General features: G+C 40.4%; 17 protein-coding genes. 14 read left to right on the top strand and 3 right to left on the bottom strand.

The features are described 5' to 3' along the window. The first annotated feature begins 189 nt into the window (after window positions 1–189). From lsrA to KPF51_RS08905, 7 genes are all read left to right on the top strand, one after another. Window positions 190–1,707 carry an autoinducer 2 ABC transporter ATP-binding protein LsrA gene (gene lsrA, locus KPF51_RS08935; RefSeq protein WP_061406362.1) on the top strand — a complete coding sequence of 506 codons (1,518 nt, stop codon included), beginning with the start codon at window positions 190–192 and terminating at the stop codon, window positions 1,705–1,707. Between the two features lie 12 nt (window positions 1,708–1,719). Continuing rightward, on the top strand, window positions 1,720–2,712 hold the full coding sequence (gene lsrC / locus KPF51_RS08930) for an autoinducer 2 ABC transporter permease LsrC (protein WP_005754805.1): 993 nt from the start codon (window positions 1,720–1,722) through the stop codon (window positions 2,710–2,712). A gap of 22 nt (window positions 2,713–2,734) precedes the next feature. After that, complete coding sequence (gene lsrD, locus KPF51_RS08925) at window positions 2,735–3,727, top strand: autoinducer 2 ABC transporter permease LsrD (RefSeq protein ID WP_371743745.1); 993 nt, start codon at window positions 2,735–2,737, stop codon at window positions 3,725–3,727. A 29-nt stretch (window positions 3,728–3,756) separates the two neighbouring features. After that, window positions 3,757–4,773, top strand: coding sequence for an autoinducer 2 ABC transporter substrate-binding protein LsrB (lsrB, locus tag KPF51_RS08920; RefSeq protein ID WP_005723803.1), 1,017 nt, complete (start codon window positions 3,757–3,759; stop codon window positions 4,771–4,773). A gap of 14 nt (window positions 4,774–4,787) precedes the next feature. Next, on the top strand, window positions 4,788–5,660 hold the full coding sequence (lsrF, locus tag KPF51_RS08915; protein WP_005723806.1) for a 3-hydroxy-5-phosphonooxypentane-2,4-dione thiolase: 873 nt from the start codon (window positions 4,788–4,790) through the stop codon (window positions 5,658–5,660). A gap of 91 nt (window positions 5,661–5,751) precedes the next feature. Continuing rightward, the gene (lsrG, locus tag KPF51_RS08910; RefSeq protein ID WP_005723808.1) at window positions 5,752–6,066 is read left to right on the top strand and encodes a (4S)-4-hydroxy-5-phosphonooxypentane-2,3-dione isomerase; all 315 of its coding nucleotides are present in this window, start codon (window positions 5,752–5,754) and stop codon (window positions 6,064–6,066) included. Further along, window positions 6,053–6,748: a ribulose phosphate epimerase gene (locus KPF51_RS08905; RefSeq protein ID WP_061406363.1), complete on the top strand. Its 696-nt coding sequence runs from the start codon at window positions 6,053–6,055 to the stop codon at window positions 6,746–6,748. Before lsrG ends, KPF51_RS08905 begins: the two co-directional genes overlap by 14 nt. Window positions 6,749–6,796: 48 nt before the next feature. Here KPF51_RS08905 and rarD read toward each other — a convergent pair whose 3' ends face one another. Continuing rightward, window positions 6,797–7,672: an EamA family transporter RarD gene (rarD, locus tag KPF51_RS08900; protein WP_005723811.1), complete on the bottom strand. Its 876-nt coding sequence runs from the start codon at window positions 7,670–7,672 to the stop codon at window positions 6,797–6,799. Window positions 7,673–7,819: 147 nt separating this feature from the next. Between rarD and KPF51_RS08895 the strand changes: the two genes are divergently transcribed. Continuing rightward, window positions 7,820–10,156, top strand: coding sequence for a TonB-dependent receptor (locus tag KPF51_RS08895; protein WP_061406365.1), 2,337 nt, complete (start codon window positions 7,820–7,822; stop codon window positions 10,154–10,156). A gap of 59 nt (window positions 10,157–10,215) precedes the next feature. On the opposite strand, the gene ilvY is transcribed toward KPF51_RS08895, so the two are convergent. Further along, window positions 10,216–11,097: an HTH-type transcriptional activator IlvY gene (gene ilvY / locus KPF51_RS08890; RefSeq protein ID WP_061406366.1), complete on the bottom strand. Its 882-nt coding sequence runs from the start codon at window positions 11,095–11,097 to the stop codon at window positions 10,216–10,218. A gap of 252 nt (window positions 11,098–11,349) precedes the next feature. Between ilvY and ilvC the strand changes: the two genes are divergently transcribed. After that, entirely contained in the window at window positions 11,350–12,825 is a 1,476-nt protein-coding gene (ilvC, locus tag KPF51_RS08885; RefSeq protein WP_005757467.1) for a ketol-acid reductoisomerase, read from the top strand. 28 nt (window positions 12,826–12,853) lie between these two features. On the opposite strand, the gene mazG is transcribed toward ilvC, so the two are convergent. After that, on the bottom strand, window positions 12,854–13,654 hold the full coding sequence (gene mazG / locus KPF51_RS08880; RefSeq protein ID WP_061406367.1) for a nucleoside triphosphate pyrophosphohydrolase: 801 nt from the start codon (window positions 13,652–13,654) through the stop codon (window positions 12,854–12,856). Between the two features lie 185 nt (window positions 13,655–13,839). Between mazG and uspA the strand changes: the two genes are divergently transcribed. The 5 genes from uspA (at window position 13,840) to metJ (ending at window position 19,100) form a co-directional block, all read left to right on the top strand. Next, a complete protein-coding gene (gene uspA, locus KPF51_RS08875; protein ID WP_005717764.1) occupies window positions 13,840–14,265 on the top strand; it encodes a universal stress protein UspA in 426 nt (141 codons plus the stop codon). Window positions 14,266–14,504: 239 nt separating this feature from the next. Next, window positions 14,505–17,129 (top strand): alanine--tRNA ligase, encoded by a 2,625-nt coding sequence (gene alaS / locus KPF51_RS08870; protein ID WP_211599561.1) that lies wholly within the window; start codon window positions 14,505–14,507, stop codon window positions 17,127–17,129. 133 nt (window positions 17,130–17,262) lie between these two features. Next, window positions 17,263–17,451: a carbon storage regulator CsrA gene (gene csrA / locus KPF51_RS08865; protein ID WP_061406369.1), complete on the top strand. Its 189-nt coding sequence runs from the start codon at window positions 17,263–17,265 to the stop codon at window positions 17,449–17,451. Between the two features lie 275 nt (window positions 17,452–17,726). Continuing rightward, window positions 17,727–18,614 (top strand): UTP--glucose-1-phosphate uridylyltransferase GalU, encoded by an 888-nt coding sequence (gene galU, locus KPF51_RS08860; protein ID WP_005723833.1) that lies wholly within the window; start codon window positions 17,727–17,729, stop codon window positions 18,612–18,614. Window positions 18,615–18,782: 168 nt separating this feature from the next. Beyond that, window positions 18,783–19,100, top strand: coding sequence for a met regulon transcriptional regulator MetJ (gene metJ / locus KPF51_RS08855; protein WP_005723835.1), 318 nt, complete (start codon window positions 18,783–18,785; stop codon window positions 19,098–19,100). Window positions 19,101–19,132 lie beyond the last annotated feature (32 nt).

The raw sequence follows: 19,132 nt of genomic DNA, 5'->3' as shown, positions 1-19,132 counted from the left end.
TTACTTTTTTATTTAATTGTGAGGAAGATCACTTTTTCATAATAAATAAGCAATTTTGCGCTATTTTATCACAACTTTTGATCTGTTTTTGTGATCTTGATCGCGGAAATCTTGCTATTTAGTGATTAAGATAATTAACAAATGATAAATTAAAAAATCATTTGTTCAATTTGTAGGGAAGAGAACATTATGCAATCCGACAATTTAGAAACGAAATGCTTATTAGATGCGCGTCATATCAGCAAGTCTTTTTCCGGTGTAGAAGTATTAAAAGCCATTGATTTTTCATTGTATGCCGGTGAAGTGCATGCCTTATTAGGTGGAAATGGGGCAGGTAAGTCCACCTTAATGAAAATAATTGCTGGGATTCAGCCGCCAGATAGTGGCGAATTGCTCATTAAAGGCAAACGACAGGCAGGGCTTTCACCAAATAAAGCACATCAACTCGGTATTTATTTAGTACCACAGGAACCTTTATTGTTTCCAAATTTAAGTGTGAAAGAGAATATTTTATTTGGGCTGGCGAACACGGCGGAAAATGAGAAAAAACTGACCGCACTTTTATCTGAATTGAACTCACATTTCAAATTAGATATGCAAGCCGGTTTGCTTGAAGTGGCGGATCAGCAAATTGTGGAAATCATGCGTGGTTTAATGCGTAATGCCGAGATTTTGATTTTGGATGAGCCTACGGCGTCGTTGACACCGGCTGAAACAAATAACTTCTTTCGCAAAATTAACTCATTACTCAATAAAGGTGTGGGGATTGTGTTTATTTCTCATAAATTACCCGAAGTTTGGCAAATTTCACATCGTATTAGTGTGATGCGAGATGGTTATATTGCCTTAGCTGGAAAAACAGATGAACTCAATCGTGATGAGGTTATCAGTGCGATTACGCCGAAAGCCAAATCGACTCGCTTAACGGAAGCACAGAAACTGTGGTTAGAGCTACCGGGGCATCATCGGGTTAAATCAACAGATCAACCCATTCTTCGTGTTGAGAACCTGACAGGCGAAGGGTTTAAGCATGTTTCCTTTTCAATTTATCCCGGTGAAATTTTAGGGTTAGCAGGTGTCGTGGGGGCGGGACGTACCGAGCTGGCTGAAACCCTGTATGGTTTGCGCCAAAAAAAATCGGGTGAAATTGTTTTCAACCAGCAAGAGATTAGTCAAATGAGCATCAAGCAGCGATTGGAGGAAGGGATTGTCTATTTACCAGAAGACAGACAAGCATCTGGTCTTTATTTAGATGCGCCACTGACCTGGAATGCTTGTGCTTTAACCTATAACAACATGGGATTGTGGATTAATACGGCACGAGAAAGCGCCATTTTAGAACGTTACCATCGTGCTATCGGAATTAAGTTTAGCAATGAACAACAAGCGGCGAGAACGTTATCGGGTGGAAATCAACAAAAAGTGTTAATTGCTAAGTGTTTAGAGGCCGATCCGGCTTTATTGATTGTCGATGAACCAACACGTGGTGTAGATGTGGGGGCGCGTGCCGATATTTATCAATTAATTCAAAGTGTGGCGAAGCAAAATGTGGCGGTGCTTTTTATTTCTTCAGATCTGGAGGAAATTGAAAAAATGTCTGATCGCGTGCTAGTGATGCATGATGGGCAGCTTAGTGAATCGCTAGTGGGATCGGCGATCAATACAGCGAATATTATGAATATGGCATTTGGCGCGACAAAGGCATAAGGGGCATAAGGTATGTGGAAATTTATACAAGATAACCGTGAATTAACCATTGTCTTTGCGATCGGGTTGCTGTTTACCTTACTCAGTCTTGGAGGCAGCGGCTTTCATTTACAAACGTTGGCAATGATTTTTAACTCGGCACAAATTGTGATTTTGCTGGCGATTGGTGCCACGTTTGTCATTTTGACGCGCAATATTGATGTGTCGGTGGGTTCAACGATGGGCTTATGTGCCGTCATTGCCGGTAGTTTACTTAATGCCGGATTTGGTGCGAGCGCTTTTGTGATTACTTTATGTTGTGGGCTGTTGGCTGGTTTATTTAATGGCATTTTAGTCACACTACTACGTATCCCTGCCATTGTGGCGACCTTAGGAACACTTGGCTTGTATAAAGGTATTATGTTGCTAATTACAGGTGGTAAATGGATTGAGGGCTTACCACAGGATTTAAAAACCTTGTCTGCGCCAGCATTTTTGCACATTTCGCCGATCGGTTGGCTACTTTTAGGCTTGATTGGCTTAACGTATTTCTTTTTAACCAAAATGAAAGCAGGGCGTGATTTTTACGCGGTGGGTGACAATTTGCAAGGGGCATTACAACTGGGAGTGCGCGTGAATCAAGTCCGCATCGCTGCATTTGCGATTAACGGTACGATGGCGGCATTAGCCGGTATTGTGTTTGCCTCACAAATCGGCTTTGTGCCTAACTCAACGGGGAATGGATTAGAAATGAAAGCGATTGCCGCTTGTGTATTAGGTGGGATTAGCTTACTTGGTGGGGCGGGGAACATTATTGGTGCTGTTTTAGGTGCCTATTTCCTGATCCAAATTGACTCTATTTTGGTGTTGTTAAAAGTGCCTGCTTATTGGAATAACTTTGTAGCAGGTTTAGTGCTCTTAGCGGTCTTGGTGTTTGATGGACGTATTCGCGTGATGATTAACAATAATATTAAACTTCAGCGTTATGCCCGTTTCTTAAAAGACGATCAAGATGCGGTGAAATAAGGGGAAGCAAAGGATGTTTAACATGAAAAAATACAGTTGGGAAATCGCCCTATTTTGCTTAGTGATTATTGAAATTTTAGGCTTTGGTATGTTTAATCCGCGCATGTTGGATCTCAATGTGCTGCTCTATAGTACCAGTGATTTTATTTATATCGGTATGCTTGCTTTACCGCTGACCATGATTATTGTGTCAGGGGGGATGGATATTTCGTTTGGTTCAACAGTCGGGTTATGTGCGATCTTTTTGGGGGTATTGTTTAAATCGGATGTCCCACTCAGCTTGGCGATTCCATTAACTTTCTTAGTAGGTATTTTATGTGGGGTAGTGAATGCAAGTCTGATTCTTTATACCAAAGTCAACCCGTTAGTGATTACATTAGGAACCATGTATTTATTTGGGGGCGGGGCATTATTATTGTCTGGTTTTGCAGGTGCCACTGGTTATGAAGGCATCGGAGGTTTTCCTGAAAGCTTATTAGAATTTGCCAACCAAACCCTATTTGGTATTCCGACCCCGATTATCTACTTTTTATTGATGACGCTGGTCTTTTGGCTATTGATGCATAAAACCATTATTGGACGCAGTATTTTCTTAATTGGGCAGAGTGAACGGACTTCGCGTTATAGTGCCGTGCCGATCACAGGCACATTGTATATTATTTATTCAGCGATCGGTGTCGTGGCAGCGTTTGTGGGGATTTTGTTAGTGTCCTATTTTGGCTCTGCGCGTTCTGATCTTGGCAGTTCTCTCTTAATGCCCGTCTTGACGGCGGTTGTACTGGGCGGTGCGAATATTTATGGTGGTTCAGGTTCTATCATTGGCACAGCAATTGCCGCACTTCTGATTGGGTATTTGCAACAAGGACTACAAATGGTCGGTGTTTCAAATGAAATATCCAGTGCATTATCAGGTGCGTTACTCATTATTGTTTTAATCGGAAAATCTATTAGTTTGCACTACGGTGCCATTGTGCAATGGATTCATCGAAAAACGAAAAGCGAGTCAACTCATTAATGTTTCTATCCGAAGAAGGAGAATTAACTATGAAAAATCAATTAAAAGCTACCGCACTTGCCATTGCTGTTGGATTATCTGCTTTAGGGACAGCGCAAGCCGCCGATCGTATTGCCTTTATTCCAAAGCTCGTCGGGGTAGGATTTTTTACCAGTGGTGGACAAGGTGCAACAGAAATGGGCAAAACATTAGGGGTAGATGTGACTTACGATGGTCCAACAGAACCGAGTGTGTCTAACCAAGTACAATTAATCAATAACTTTGTGAACCAAGGTTATAACGCCATTGTTGTTTCTGCGGTATCACCAGATGGGTTGTGTTCTACCTTACAACGTGCGATGAAACGTGGTGTGAAAGTATTAACTTGGGACTCCGATACGAAACCTGAATGTCGTAGTCACTATATTAACCAAGGTACGCCAGAACAGTTAGGTTCTATGTTAGTTGACATGGCATCAAGTCAAATGAGCAAACCAAAAGCCAAAGTTGCCTTCTTCTATTCTAGCCCAACAGTAACTGACCAAAACCAATGGGTAAAAGAAGCGAAAGCGAAGATCGCTAAAGATCATCCAGAATGGGAAATCGTGACGACCCAATTTGGTTATAACGATGCGATTAAATCCTTACAAACAGCAGAAGGTATTTTAAAAGCCTATCCAGATTTAGATGCAATTATCGCGCCAGATGCTAATGCATTGCCAGCCGCCGCGCAAGCAGCGGAAAATTTGAAAGTGAACAATGTGGTGATTGTAGGCTTTAGTACACCAAATGTGATGCGCCCTTACGTGCAACGTGGCACAGTGAAACAATTTGGTTTATGGGATGTGGTCCAACAAGGCAAAATTTCCATTGCAGTGGCGAATGAGTTATTAAAAGGCAAAGCATTGAATGTCGGTGATAAAGTGGATGTACAAGGTATTGGTACGGTCGAAGTGTCACCAAATAAAGTACAAGGTTATGAATATGAGGCGAAAGGTAATGGCATTATCTTATTACCAGAGCGCGTCGTGTTTACGAAAGAAAATATCGATAATTACAATTTCTAGTTGAGGAGAAGTCAATGGCAGATTTAGATGATATTAAAGACGGTAAAGATTTTGGATTAGATCGCCCGCAACAACATAAGGCGTTTTATTTGAAGGGATCGGGCGCACTGGATTGGGGCATGCAATCACGTTTAGCCGATATCTTTAATCCGAAGACCGGTAAAACTATCATGTTGGCATTTGATCATGGTTATTTCCAAGGTCCGACGACCGGATTAGAGCGTATTGATTTACATATTGCACCGCTGTTTGAGTACACCGATGTGTTAATGTGTACACGTGGTATTTTGCGTAGTGTTGTGCCACCAGAAACCCGTAAACCAGTTGTGTTAAGAGCCTCTGGTGCAAACTCGATCTTGACAGAGTTATCGAATGAAGCGGTCGCTGTCTCCGTTGAAGATGCATTACGTCTGAATGTGTCAGCAATGGCGGCACAGGTGTATATTGGTTCTGAGCACGAGCATCAATCCATTAAAAACATTATTCAATTAGTGGATCAAGGTACGCGTTATGGTATGCCAACCATGGCAGTAACAGGCGTGGGTAAGGATATGGCGCGTGATCAACGTTATTTCTCATTGGCGACGCGAATTGCTGCCGAAATGGGGGCGCATATCATTAAAACCTATTATGTGGATAAAGGTTTTGAGCGTATTACAGCGGGTTGCCCAGTGCCAATTGTGATTGCAGGTGGTAAAAAACTACCAGAACGCGAGGCACTTGAAATGTGTTATCAAGCCATTGATCAGGGCGCATTAGGTGTGGATATGGGACGTAATATTTTCCAATCTGAAGCACCGATTGCGATGTTGAAAGCGGTTCATGCTGTGGTACATGGCGGTGAAACAGCAGAAAAAGCTTATCAACTTTACCTTGATGAAAAATAACGCGTGAATAAGCCTATCAAAGAGCGGTTGAAATTCGGTGAAAACCAACCGCTCTTTTCATGATGTTTTTCTTTATGTTAGGGAGTCGACTATGTTTGCAATGTTAGTGGAAATCAATATTAAAGAAGGTAAAGAACAAGAATTCCTAGAGGTTTTTGCACGCAACCATATTGGTACAAGACAAGAACCGGGTAACTTGCGTTTTGATGTATTACGCGATCCTGAAATCAAAACACGTTTTTATGCTTATGAAGTGTACGTCAATGAACAAGCCTTAGAGGCGCATCGTCAAACGGCACATTACCATCGTTGTGTCGCAGAATTAGAACCTTTGATGACGGGGGCGAGAAGTAAAAAACTGTTTGATTGGGTCATGCCTGAGAACTTAACGAATGAATGTGGATAAAAAACAGCTAATTCAACAATTAAAAACACAACCGATAAGCGTGGGCATTTTGGCTTCTGATTGGTTGAAATTCGCCGATACACTCACGACTTTATCGCGACATCATTTGCGTTTGTTGCACTTTGATATTGGAGATGGGCAATTTTCGCCTTTCTTTACTGTGGGTGCGCTTGCGGTGAAACAATTCCCGTCCCCTTGGCTTAAAGATGTACATTTAATGGTAAACGATCCTTTTCATGTAGCTAAAGCCTGTGCTGATGCGGGGGCGGATATCATTACATTGCAAGTGGAACAGACAGACTGTCTGGCTGAAACGATAGGTTATCTACGGGAACATTATGCCGATTTACTTATCGGACTGACACTTTGTCCTGATACAGAGATTGATTTGTTAACCCCTTATTTAACGCAAATCGATTTAATTCAGATTCTGACCCTTGATCCGAGAACGGGTGTAAAAGCGGAAACAGATGCCGTCATTAAACGTATTACGCGAATAAGTAATATGTTAGGGGAGCATCGCGATCAAAAATTGATTTCTGTTGATGGCTCAATGAATTTAGCACTGGCAAGCCAATTATTTCCTTTGGGGATTGATTGGGTCGTCTCGGGTAGTGCGTTGTTTAGCCAAGCAGATGTAGATGCCACGTTATCAGAATGGAAGACCCATCTCTGTCGCTAATCAGTGTTTTGCGTATTTTTCTGCACCTAGTTTTAGGTGCAGATCATGTTATTTATAACGCCGCTTTAATCTCACCAAGCCTTCACTCATAAATAAAAGCATCGAGATCATTAAGCAAATAAAGAGGGGAATGGTTTCGCTGTCAAGTTGTTCGCCAATCAGAAAAGACACAAACAACATCATAATCGGCTCGGCATAGCCGAGTAAGCCGAGGACATTGATCGGTAATAGGCTACTTGCCACGATATAGGTATTCAACGCTACGCCACTAATTAAGCCTAATAACACCAATAACAGCAAAATATTTTCATTGGCTTGTTGTACCGCCTGAAGATCCACTTGCCATGCGAAGTAAATACATACTGGCAATAATAATGACATTTCCAAACAAAAGCCGGCTAAATCGTTAATTTTCAATATTTTTCTTGTGGCGAAATAGGTGCTGTAACCGAAGCTCACTAACAGCGCTTCCCAAGAAAGTCCCCCTTTTAGCAGAATATTAGAAAAGACGCCAATGGCAGCGATGACTACAGCAAGAAATTTCACTCTAGAAATGTGTTCTTTAAAGACCAGACGCCCGACAAGTACCATCGTTAAAGGGAGTAACAAATAACCAAACGACACGCTTAATGCACTGCCATTATTCGGCGCCCATAAAAATAGCCAAATTTGAATGCCCATCATGGCAGAGTTAAACAAGAAACCAAAGATCAATAAGGGTTGTTGTTTAATGCGCACAAAATATTGACCCACAGCCTGTTTTTGTTTGAAGAGAAAGACAGCTGCAATAACAAAAGGTAGCGTAAAAATAATCCGAAAACCGAAGATATCTTCCCCACCAAGTGGCTGTAAAAGGGTTGAGAAATAATAAAGATAACCAAACAGCACTGAGGCTGATAACGAAAGCAAGATGCCTTTTATCATTTTATTTCTCCAATAATATCGCAATGTTGTTAGATGAATGTCAAAGCCTATCTTATTTTTAAAAGAAATTCATTATTTCTTTGTTCTTATGTCGTTTTTTGAGATAGAATCTTTTTTTTTCATTGAAAAATAAGTAAGGTGGTAATGATGTTATGTAAGCCTAACCATTTGGGTTTATTGTTGTTAATTTCAGAAGTTGTATTCGCAGACACACAATTAGATGAAATTCATGTTGTAGAATCGGTTGTTAATGGTAAAGCAAGTTTAACGGCATTAGCTTCTCAAGTGCGCATTTCTAAGGAGAAATTAGATAATGTTAAATCTGGAACGCTCGGAGAAATATTAACTAACGTTTCTGGTGTGCAAAATAATTATTTTGGTCCGAATGCTGGGCGTCCAATGATTCGTGGACTATCTGGTCAACGTGTCCAAATTATGCAAAATGATATGCCAATCCATGATATGGCCGCTGTTTCGAGTAATCTTGCCATATCAGCTAATCTGGCTTCAGTAAAAGAAATTCAAATTATCAAAAGTGGCGTTGCTTCTGTATTGTATGGAGGGAAAAGTCTTGGTGGGGCAGTAAATTTGACTGATGATGCGATCCCTCAACACATAGCAGAAAAAGCATTTCGTGGCGAAGTTGAATGGCGAGCGGGATTGAATGCCCCCAATACTTACCAAGTTCAATTACAAGGTAACAACCAAGTAAATTTTGCTTGGTATCTTGATGCTTCTTTAAGTGAGATTTCTTCTCGTAAGATTCCAGGACGTAGCAAAGACGGGATTTGTTATGACTATGAATATTTGAAAACCAATACAAAACTGCGTAGTCAATGTCAGGTAAATATTGAGAAACTCTCTTCAATTAATCCGAAATATTTTAAATATATCAGTCAGTTCTATTTAGATCATTATAAAAATCCTGACTACGGCTTATCTGAAGGGGATCAATATACCAATATGTCAGCGGGAGGTAAAAATCCACTGAACCCAGAATATGTAGAGGGGAGTCCTTATTATGCAGAAAAATTTGGTCCTCTTGAAGAATATGTACCTTATCCAAATGGTCGTATTCCAAATGCGCATTCAAGTACAAAACAGCTGACTGTTGGAGCTAGCTATCTTCATGATAAAGGCTATACTGGAGCATCTTTTTCTCATTTTAATACTCGTTATGGCGTGCCGGGATTTTCTTATTTGGCTAGTCGAGCAGCATCACAACGTAAAAGTTATTTACCCGTTTCTGTGACGAATGAAACCAATAGATTGAATTTAAAAAGTCAATTAAATACATTATTTACGCCTATTTCAAAAGTTGAAATTCAATTAGGTTTCCAAAAAAGTCGGGATAAAGAATGGCTAGGATCACATTTATCTAATGCATTTCATACATACAATGACTATTATCGCTCCTCTTTTGAGCATCAACCACTGTTTAATCATCACGTATTAGGAACCATTGGTGTTGAATGGAATAGACAGAAAATATTTTCAAGTGGTAAAGATAGTTATTTACCAAATGTTAATATGGATACGAAATCGCTGTTTATTCTTGAGAAAATAGATGTCTCTCCTTTTGTTGTTGAGCTTGGTCAACGTTGGGACAAAGTGAAATATGTCGTAGATACGACCAATCATATTTCTTCTCGTGGTAAAGGTGGTGCTTATTCAAAGAATAGAACTTTCTTTGTGCAAAATACACATTTAGGTCTTTTATTTCAACCCGTCGATACATGGTATTTGAAACTACAGCGTAGCTGGCAAGAACGGGCACCAGAAGTTAATGAATTATATGCAGATAATAATCATTATGCTTTACTCATTGAAGAAAATGGTGATGGCCGCCTTAAAAAAGAGCAGAGTGATAATTGGGAACTCTCCACAGGTGTTAACCTTGAGCAGTTTAATGCTGAATTAACGTGGTTCCAACGTAATTTTGATAATTTTCATTATTTAGGCTATACCGGGATTTCGCGCGCCGGTTTGGCAGTGAAAGAATGGCGTCAAGCTCCTTTGCGAATGAATGGTGTAGAGTTAGATTTAACTTATCAACATCAAACTTCCCATTTTGGTGATTTGACATGGCATCTTTTTGCTGATTATGTTCATCACAAATTGACATTAGCGCCAGATCATATTGATGCGAAAAGAATTGGTTATTTACCACATCTTCCAACGTCTAGGATTGGGGGAGATTTGACAGTACAGTGGCAACGTTGGAGAGGATTTACTTCTGTGACACATTACGTTAAGCAAAAACGAGTGACCAAAGAAGTCGATGATGAATTACCAGCAAAAAAATTTACGTTAGTGGATTTAGGTTTATCTTATGTTTATCCGCTTACTCGAGCAACATTAGAGATATCTTTGAATATCCAAAATCTCACGAATAGGGAAGCAAGATTGAATAACTCACCTTTACGTTTCCTTGCGCCTTTACCTGGTAGAAATGCACGTTTAGGTGTGAAATTGATGTTCTAAGTGAGGTTATCTTGTACAGTAAAGGTGGTCGCATTCTGTTGACCACCTTTTTTAATTAATCATTGGAGTATTTGCCAAAATGCTCGCACTAATGGTTGCGTTAAGCTTTTTTTCTGCACACAAATTCCGAGAGCAAAGGGCGTGATTGGGGTTTTGAGATGCAAAATAGAAACTTGGCTATTCATCGGGCTGTTTTTAATGACGACATCGGGTAACATCGCGACCCCACAACCGAGTGCGACCATTGGCATGATCGCCTCATGTCCAGCGACTGTGGCATAGATTTTAGGGTGTTTGATTTTTTGTTGTTTAAACCATTGGTCAATGCGTTGGCGCGCAGGTCCTTCTACCGGCAAAATAAAGGGGATTTGTTGCCAATTGATTGGGGTTTGCTGCAATAATTGTGTAGCAGAACAGGCAATACGTGGTGCAATTAGAGACAGGCTGATATCGTCAATATAGTGAAATGCAATGTGGTTGGGTAAATTTTTGGGTTGCCCTGCTAGTGCAAGGTCCACTTGTTGTGTTTCTACCAGTTGTAAGGCAAGCGAAGGGTCACCTGTGGTGAGCTGGATTTCTACTTTCGGATAACGTGTACGAAAACGTTCCAAAATCGCTGGTAAGTGGCTATAAGCAGCGGTGACCGAGCAAAATAATTTTAATTCCCCGTTGAGTTCTTGCTGAGCACCATCACGCAGTTGCTGTTTGAACTGTTGCCATTGCATCCAGCTTTGTTGTGCAAAAGGTAGCAATTTTTCACCTGCATCGGTTAATTCAACTTGGCGATTGTTACGCAAAAACAGTATTTGTCCTACGTCTTGTTCCATACGCTGAATTTGGCGTGAGAGAGTAGAGGGCGACATGTGATTTTGTGCCGCCGTTTTGGCGAAGTTTTTCGTTTCACATAAGTGGAGAAAGAGTTTGAGATCAGTGAAGTTCAAAATGGGATTTCCTATTTGGGTGGTGGACACATTCAGCTTTGCGTTTTACTCAATAAAAAGTGCGGTCGATTTTTCAAAAATTTATAGCGCTTTATGACAATATCCAAAATATATATTGCATTTATTGCAACATAAAATTTCAATAATATCAATTTACGCAATGATAAAAATCGTTATAATCAGAACAAAGTACAAATAATGTGCAAACACAATCTCATATGAATACACAACATCAATGTTAAGGACACAAGCATGGCTAACTATTTCAATACATTAAATTTACGCCAACAATTAGATCAATTAGGGCGTTGTCGCTTTATGGATCGCAATGAATTTGCGAATGAAGCAGATTACCTAAAAGGCAAAAAAATTGTCATCGTCGGTTGCGGGGCACAAGGCTTGAATCAGGGCTTGAACATGCGTGATTCGGGGCTAGATATTAGCTATGCCTTACGTGCAGAAGCCATTGCAGAAAAACGCGCGTCTTTCCAACGTGCGACGGAAAATGGCTTTAAAGTGGGGACGTATGATGAATTAATTCCAAGTGCAGATTTAGTGGTGAATTTAACCCCTGACAAACAGCACTCGAAAGTGGTGGCAGATGTCATGCCGTTAATGAAACAAGGTGCCGCACTCGGTTATTCACATGGTTTAAATATCGTGGAAGTAGGTGAACAAATCCGTAAAGATATTACAGTGGTGATGGTGGCACCAAAATGTCCGGGCACGGAAGTACGTGAAGAATATAAACGTGGCTTTGGTGTACCGACCTTGATCGCGGTGCATCCAGAAAATGATCCAAATGGTGATGGTTTAGAAATTGCTAAAGCCTGGGCGGCAGCAACGGGTGGTCATCGTGCGGGCGTGCTTGAGTCGTCTTTTGTTGCAGAAGTGAAATCGGATTTAATGGGTGAACAGACCATTCTGTGTGGTATGTTACAAGCGGGTTCTATCGTTTGTTATGACAAGCTTGTGGCGGACGGCAAAGATCCTGCGTATGCCGGTAAATTAATCCAGTACGGTTGGGAAACCATTACTGAAGCGCTGAAACAAGGTGGGATTACGTTGATGATGGATCGTTTATCCAATTCTGCGAAGTTACGTGCTTTCGAACTTTCAGAGCAAATCAAAGCGAAATTAACGTTCTTATTTGAAAAACACATGGACGATATTATCAGTGGCGAATTTTCTGCCACGATGATGGCGGATTGGGCAAACGGTGATGCAAATCTTTTAAAATGGCGTGAAGAAACCGGCAAAACGGCATTTGAAAATGCACCAAAATATGAAGGTAAAATCAGCGAGCAAGAGTATTTTGATCACGGTGTATTGATGGTGGCAATGGTGAAAGCGGGCGTAGAGTTAGCCTTTGATACCATGGTCGCGAGCGGGATTTATGAAGAGTCAGCTTATTATGAGTCATTGCATGAATTACCACTAATCGCTAATACGATTGCGCGTAAGCGTTTATATGAAATGAACGTGGTGATTTCTGATACGGCAGAATATGGTAACTACTTATTTGCTAATGTGGCGACGCCAATTTTGGCAAAAGAGATTATGCCGACCTTACAAAAAGGGGATTTAGGTGAACCTACGCCTACGGTTGAGATTGATAATATTACGCTACGTGATGTGAATGACGCGATTCGCAATCATCCAATTGAATTGATCGGGCAAGAATTACGTGGTTATATGACAGATATGAAACGTATTTCCTCTCATTAAGCGAAAAAATAGTCTAAAAATAAGGTGCTTAGAGCACCTTATTTTTTTCTTCTCGTTTGACTTCATCCCATAATAAGTCCATTTCCATTAACGAACTTTGTTCAAGGGTTTTATGATGAGCTTTGAGTTTGTTTTCAACGGCGCGGAAACGTTGCTCAAATTTATGGTTAGCTTTGCGTAAACTTTCTTCTGGTTGGCAGTTTAAATGGCGACACAGATTGACCACCGCAAACAATAAATCACCCACTTCTTCTTCAATTTTGGCTTGTTGTTTGTCAGCTTTTGCCATTTCTTGTTGAACTTCTGTTAATTCTTCTTTGATTTTGTCAATAACTTGCTGGCTATCATCCCAGTCGAACCCGACTTTAGCACAGCGTTTTTGCAGTTTTTCCGCGCGCATCAGGGCAGGGAAAGCATGTGGTACATTATCTAAAATAGAATGTTGCCCTTTTTCTTTATGTTCTTGTGCTTTGATGGCGTTCCAGTTTTGTAACGCTTCTTGTTCGTTATTTGCGATCTTCTCACCAAAAACATGAGGGTGTCGACGGATAATCTTTTCAGCGACAGTCGCGATGACATCGTTAAAGGTGAAATGTTGATCTTCGGTTGCTAATTGGCTGAAGAAAATAACTTGTAATAACAGATCACCCAATTCTTCTTTCAGATCGTGCATATTTTGTTGTTGGATGGCTTCAATCACTTCGTAGGTTTCTTCCGTTAGACAGGGAATCATGCTGTGATACGTTTGTTTAAGATCCCACGGGCATCCTCCATTTGGATTGCGTAACTGGGCGATGAGATGAATAAAATCGTCGATTGCATAAGCCATGTTGATGATTCCTACAGAAAAAATAATGAGGTTTATCATAGCATAATTTTCTTTTGCGCCATGGAAATGTGTTTGTGTATTGAAAAGTTTTTTAAAACGTGATCTAAGGCATATTTTTTTTTATGGAGTGGTGCTATGATAAATCGAAAGTGTTATCAACCCCCTGATCGGATAAGGAGTTTATTATGTATAAACACGTATTAGTAGCGGTAGATCTTTCTGATGAAAGCCAATTTTTGTTGGAAAAAGCAGCTGGCGTAGCGAGACGGAATGAAGCGAAGTTGTCAATTATTCACGTTGATGTAAACTTCTCTGATCTTTATACAGGGTTAATTGATGTGAATATGGCGTCAATGCAAGATCGTATTTCCACAGAAACACAACAATCTTTGGTGCAATTAGCCGAAAATTCAAGCTATCCAGTAGCAGAAAAATTAAGTGGTAGTGGTGATTTAGGTCAAGTATTAGCCGATGCAATCGAAAAATACGATGTTGATTTGCTTGTGACTGGTCATCATCAAGACTTTTGGAGTAAACTAATGTCATCGACTCGTCAAGTGATGAATAACATTGCCGTTGATATGTTAGTCGTGCCATTGCGTGATGAATAAGCGTCGTCCTTTTATTGATAGTTAAACTTTTGTAAAAGGTTTGTAAAGCTTGAACCGCACTTTGATTATCCCATTGAAGTGCGGTTGGTTTTTTTGTAGGCTTTAGGTGAGAGGCGCGAAAATCTTCACAGTGAATCGAAAAAGCTTTTTTATAAATATCAAAAATATGCAAGAATAAGTAGACTAACTTTTAATCGTATTATGAGTGACCAAAAAATAGGAAAGCAAGGCTTATATAAATGAAAACAACAGCAGAAATTAGACAATCTTTTCTTGATTTTTTCCATACTAAAGGGCACCAAATTGTCGCAAGTAGTGCTTTAGTACCTGAGAATGACCCAACTTTATTATTTACCAATGCAGGGATGAACCAATTTAAAGACGTTTTTTTAGGTATGGATAAACGTCCCTATTCCCGAGCAACGACGGCACAGCGCTGTGTTCGTGCTGGGGGAAAACATAATGACTTAGAAAATGTCGGCTACACCGCGCGTCACCATACTTTTTTTGAAATGTTAGGTAATTTCAGTTTTGGCGATTATTTCAAAAAAGATGCCATCCATTTTGGTTGGGAGTATTTAACGTCACCAAGATGGTTAGGATTACCGGCAGAAAAATTGTGGGTCACCGTGTATGAAACCGATGATGAAGCCTATGATATTTGGAACAAAGAAGTTGGTGTACCAGCAGAGCGTATTATCCGTATTGGCGATAATAAAGGTGCACCTTACGCATCTGATAATTTTTGGGCGATGGGTGATACAGGACCTTGTGGTCCTTGTACTGAAATTTTCTATGATCATGGTGAGCATATTTGGGGTGGACCGCCGGGATCACCTGAAGAAGACGGTGATCGCTATATCGAGATCTGGAATATTGTTTTCATGCAATTTAATCGTCACGCAGATGGAACAATGGAGCCATTACCAAAACCGTCAGTTGATACGGGTATGGGGCTGGAGCGTATCAGCGCGGTACTACAGCATGTTAACTCCAACTATGAAATCGATATTTTCCAAAAATTAATTGCGAAAGTCGCGGAATTAACCGGTGAGAAAGATCTTAGCAATAAATCTTTGCGTGTGATTGCGGATCATATTCGTTCATGTGCTTATTTAATTGCAGATGGTGTGATTCCGTCTAATGAAGGGCGTGGTTATGTCTTACGTCGCATCATCCGTCGCGCAGTACGTCATGGTAACTTATTAGGGGCAAAAGAAGCCTTTTTCTATAAGTTAGTGCCAACCCTTATTGACGTTATGGCGGAAGCCGGCATCGGCGTAAAAGAAAAGCAAGCGACCGTTGAAAAATTGTTACGTTTAGAAGAAGAACAATTCGCGCGAACCTTGGAGCGAGGGTTAGCCCTATTAGATGAGGCATTAGCCAACGTGAAAAACGGCGAATTGTCAGGCGAAGTGGCGTTTAAACTTTATGATACTTATGGTTTCCCATTGGATTTGACGGCAGATGTTTGCCGCGAACGCAATATTACGATCGATGAAGTAGGTTTTGATCGTGAAATGGAAGCACAACGTTTACGTGCTCAGTCGGCGAGCCAATTCGGCATGGATTACAATAATATAATTCGTGTTGAAGGTTGCACGACTTTCGAGGGCTATACGGCATCAGAATCACTTGCAAAAGTGACCGCACTTTTTGCCGATGGCAAACCAGTTGAACGTATTGAAGCCGGTCAAAGTGCGGTGGTGATTTTAGAAAATACACCATTTTATGCAGAGTCAGGCGGTCAAATCGGTGACAGTGGGTATTTAAATGGGCAAGGTTTCTCATTTGAGGTTAAAGACACACAAAAATATGGTCAAGTGTTTGGGCATATTGGTGAGTTGGTGAGTGGCAGTTTAACTGTGGGGAAATCCGTTAATGCAGTAGTGGACGTAAAACGTCGTCATAATACCTCATTGAACCATTCAGCAACGCACTTATTACATGCGGCACTCCGTCAAGTGCTAGGCGAGCATGTAGTGCAGAAAGGGTCTTTGGTGTCAGACGTGGCATTACGTTTTGACTTTGCTCACCATGAAGCGATTACGAAGGCACAATTAGTTGAAATTGAATGCCTTGTTAATCAACAAATTCGCGCTAACCATCTTATCCAGACTGAGTTAATGGAATTAGAGGCAGCGAAAGCCAAAGGTGCAATGGCATTATTTGGTGAAAAATATGCGGATCAAGTTCGTGTGCTAACGATGGGCGATTTCTCTATTGAGTTGTGTGGGGGAATTCATGCGAAGCGTACCGGTGATATTGGTTTGTGCAAAATTACAACGGAAACGGCGATTGCTGCTGGTATCCGTCGTATTGAAGCCATTACCGGTGAAAATGCGATGTCTTGGTTGCATCACCAACAAGCACTTTTAGCGCAAAGTGCCGATTTATTGAAATCTGATGTGAATTCAATTGTCGAAAAAATCCAACAGCTACAAGATAAAGCGAAAAAAGCCGAGAAAGAATTGCAAGTCTTAAAGGAAAAAAGCGCGATGCAAGCGGGTTCCGATTTGGCGAGAAGTGCGGTGAAAATCAATGATGTTTCTGTCATTGTGCAAAAACTTGATGGCGTTGATACAAAATCATTACGTGTTGTTGTAGATGATTTAAAAAATCAGCTGAGTTCTGCGGTTATTGTATTTGCCTCTGTTGTAGAGGAAAAAGTCAATTTAATTGTGGGTGTAACAAGTGATTTAACGAGCAAAGTGAAAGCGGGTGAGTTAGTCAATCTGTTAGCACAACAAGTTGGTGGTAAAGGTGGTGGTCGTCCAGACATGGCAATGGCTGGCGGTACACAAATTGAGAATGTTGATCATGCCTTATCTTTTGCCACAACGTGGTTAAAAGAAAACTTGTAATATCACATATTCATGGCGTCACGCGATTGTCTGGAGTGCAATAGCGTGGAGTGAATAGTTTCAAATTTGAGATAGGGATGTTGTAGGGGAATAGGGACGTTCTGCATAAACGATAAAAAGGTGAGGAGTTCATATGCTAATCTTAACCCGTAAAGTTGGCGAAAGCTTACTTATCGGTGATGATATTTCTATCACGATTCTAAATATACGTGGAAATCAGGTAAAAATTGGAATCAAAGCCCCTAAAGACGTTTCTGTACATAGAGAGGAAATTTATCAACATATTAAACAAGCATTAGAAGCACCTCATGTGGGTGAGTGAGTGTTTCGTTAATATGTTAGAGATGATTCGTTGTTATTCGTATTTAGGTGAGCCGTTAGCGGAAAGTAATACCCTATAGGTATTCGATTATTGGCAAGAGCTATTGACAATAATTAAATAGCCCATTTTGGATTACCGTTTAAACTGATTATTCTATGTTGTTGTTCTATGTGAATTGATATAATTCAAAACCGATGAAAGACAGAGTAGTCTTGAGCGCATTTTTCTAAAGAATAGAAAATGTATTTGTTGGCTAGACTAAAGAAGGAAAAAAAATGAAAGCAATTATCCCCGTCGCAGGTTTAGGGACACGAATGTTACCCGCGACAAAGGCGATTCCTAAAGAAATGTTAACGCTGGTGGATAAGCCGTTAATTCAATATGTTGTGAATGAATGCGTGGCTGCTGGTATGAAGGAAATTGTCTTGGTGACACATTCTTCAAAAAATGCCATTGAAAACCATTTTGATACCTCATTTGAATTGGAGACAATGCTAGAAAAACGTGTTAAACGTCAACTTTTAGATGAGGTTCGCTCGATTTGTCCAAAAAATGTGACAATTATGCATGTCCGTCAAGGTAATGCGAAAGGCTTAGGACATGCCGTTTTATGTGGCAGACCATTAGTTGGAAATGAGCCATTTGCTGTGATTCTACCGGATGTACTATTGGCTGATTTTTCAGCGGATCAAAAACGTGAGAATCTGGCTGCAATGGTCAAACGTTTTGAGGAAACACAAACGAGCCAGATTATGGTTGCGCCTGTTGCTGAAAAAGAGGTCAGTAGCTACGGTATCGTAGATTGTGGCGGAGCTGATTTAAAAGGTGGCGAAAGTACAAAAATTCATAGCATTGTTGAGAAACCGAGTTTAGACAAAGCCCCTTCTAATTTAGCGGTGGTTGGACGTTACGTTTTCTCAGCGGCAATTTGGGACTTGTTGGAAAAAACTCCGATTGGTGTCGGCGATGAAATTCAATTAACCGATGCGATTGATATGTTAATTGAAAAAGAAGTCGTTGAAGCGTTCCATATGACAGGAAAATCTTTCGATTGTGGTGATAAAATTGGTTATATGCAAGCGTTTGTGGAGTATGGATTGCAGCATGATAAATTAGGTCAGCAATTCAAAGCGTATTTGCAACAGCTCGTCAAAAGTTTTTAATTCCTCTGTTTATTTGAAAGGGCATCACTGTGGTGATGCCTTTTCTTTTCCCTATTTATAAAAATTGTGACGGATATCTAGCAATCTTAACGTCTAGATTGTCATTGTGCTTATTTTTCATTAAAATGCCCCATAATTATTATGTCTATTTATTAACAGGATCAAAAAATGGCAAATTGGGACGGTAAATATATTAGCCCTTACGCAGAGCATGGCAAGAAGAGTGAGCAAGTCAAAAAAATTACAGTATCGATTCCGATTAAAGTATTGGAAATTTTAACCAATGAACGGACACGCAGACAAATTCGTAATTTACGTCATGCAACGAACAGTGAATTGCTCTGTGAAGCCTTTTTGCATGCCTTTACCGGTCAACCGTTGCCAACGGATGAAGACTTATTGAAAGAGCGCCATGACGAAATTCCTGAGCAAGCAAAGCAAGTGATGCGCGAATTGGGTATCGATCCAGAAAAATGGGAATACTAATTTAAAGAATTGAAAAAGTGCGGTGAGAATAA

This window comes from Pasteurella sp. XG20, assembly GCF_018968665.1.
Classification (GTDB): Bacteria; Pseudomonadota; Gammaproteobacteria; order Enterobacterales; family Pasteurellaceae; genus Pasteurella; species Pasteurella multocida.
This window is presented reverse-complemented; position numbering and strand designations above follow the sequence as displayed.

What these genes read in the sequence shown, in the direction of transcription:
- lsrA (WP_061406362.1), top strand. Translation starts at nt 190, where the DNA reads ATGCAATCCGACAATTTAGAAACGAAATGCTTATTAGATGCGCGTCAT.
- lsrC (WP_005754805.1), top strand. Translation starts at nt 1,720, where the DNA reads ATGTGGAAATTTATACAAGATAACCGTGAATTAACCATTGTCTTTGCG.
- lsrD (WP_371743745.1), top strand. Translation starts at nt 2,735, where the DNA reads ATGAAAAAATACAGTTGGGAAATCGCCCTATTTTGCTTAGTGATTATT.
- lsrB (WP_005723803.1), top strand. Translation starts at nt 3,757, where the DNA reads ATGAAAAATCAATTAAAAGCTACCGCACTTGCCATTGCTGTTGGATTA.
- lsrF (WP_005723806.1), top strand. Translation starts at nt 4,788, where the DNA reads ATGGCAGATTTAGATGATATTAAAGACGGTAAAGATTTTGGATTAGAT.
- lsrG (WP_005723808.1), top strand. Translation starts at nt 5,752, where the DNA reads ATGTTTGCAATGTTAGTGGAAATCAATATTAAAGAAGGTAAAGAACAA.
- KPF51_RS08905 (WP_061406363.1), top strand. Translation starts at nt 6,053, where the DNA reads ATGAATGTGGATAAAAAACAGCTAATTCAACAATTAAAAACACAACCG.
- rarD (WP_005723811.1), bottom strand. Translation starts at nt 7,672, where the DNA reads ATGATAAAAGGCATCTTGCTTTCGTTATCAGCCTCAGTGCTGTTTGGT.
- KPF51_RS08895 (WP_061406365.1), top strand. Translation starts at nt 7,820, where the DNA reads ATGTTATGTAAGCCTAACCATTTGGGTTTATTGTTGTTAATTTCAGAA.
- ilvC (WP_005757467.1), top strand. Translation starts at nt 11,350, where the DNA reads ATGGCTAACTATTTCAATACATTAAATTTACGCCAACAATTAGATCAA.
- mazG (WP_061406367.1), bottom strand. Translation starts at nt 13,654, where the DNA reads ATGGCTTATGCAATCGACGATTTTATTCATCTCATCGCCCAGTTACGC.
- uspA (WP_005717764.1), top strand. Translation starts at nt 13,840, where the DNA reads ATGTATAAACACGTATTAGTAGCGGTAGATCTTTCTGATGAAAGCCAA.
- alaS (WP_211599561.1), top strand. Translation starts at nt 14,505, where the DNA reads ATGAAAACAACAGCAGAAATTAGACAATCTTTTCTTGATTTTTTCCAT.
- csrA (WP_061406369.1), top strand. Translation starts at nt 17,263, where the DNA reads ATGCTAATCTTAACCCGTAAAGTTGGCGAAAGCTTACTTATCGGTGAT.
- galU (WP_005723833.1), top strand. Translation starts at nt 17,727, where the DNA reads ATGAAAGCAATTATCCCCGTCGCAGGTTTAGGGACACGAATGTTACCC.
- metJ (WP_005723835.1), top strand. Translation starts at nt 18,783, where the DNA reads ATGGCAAATTGGGACGGTAAATATATTAGCCCTTACGCAGAGCATGGC.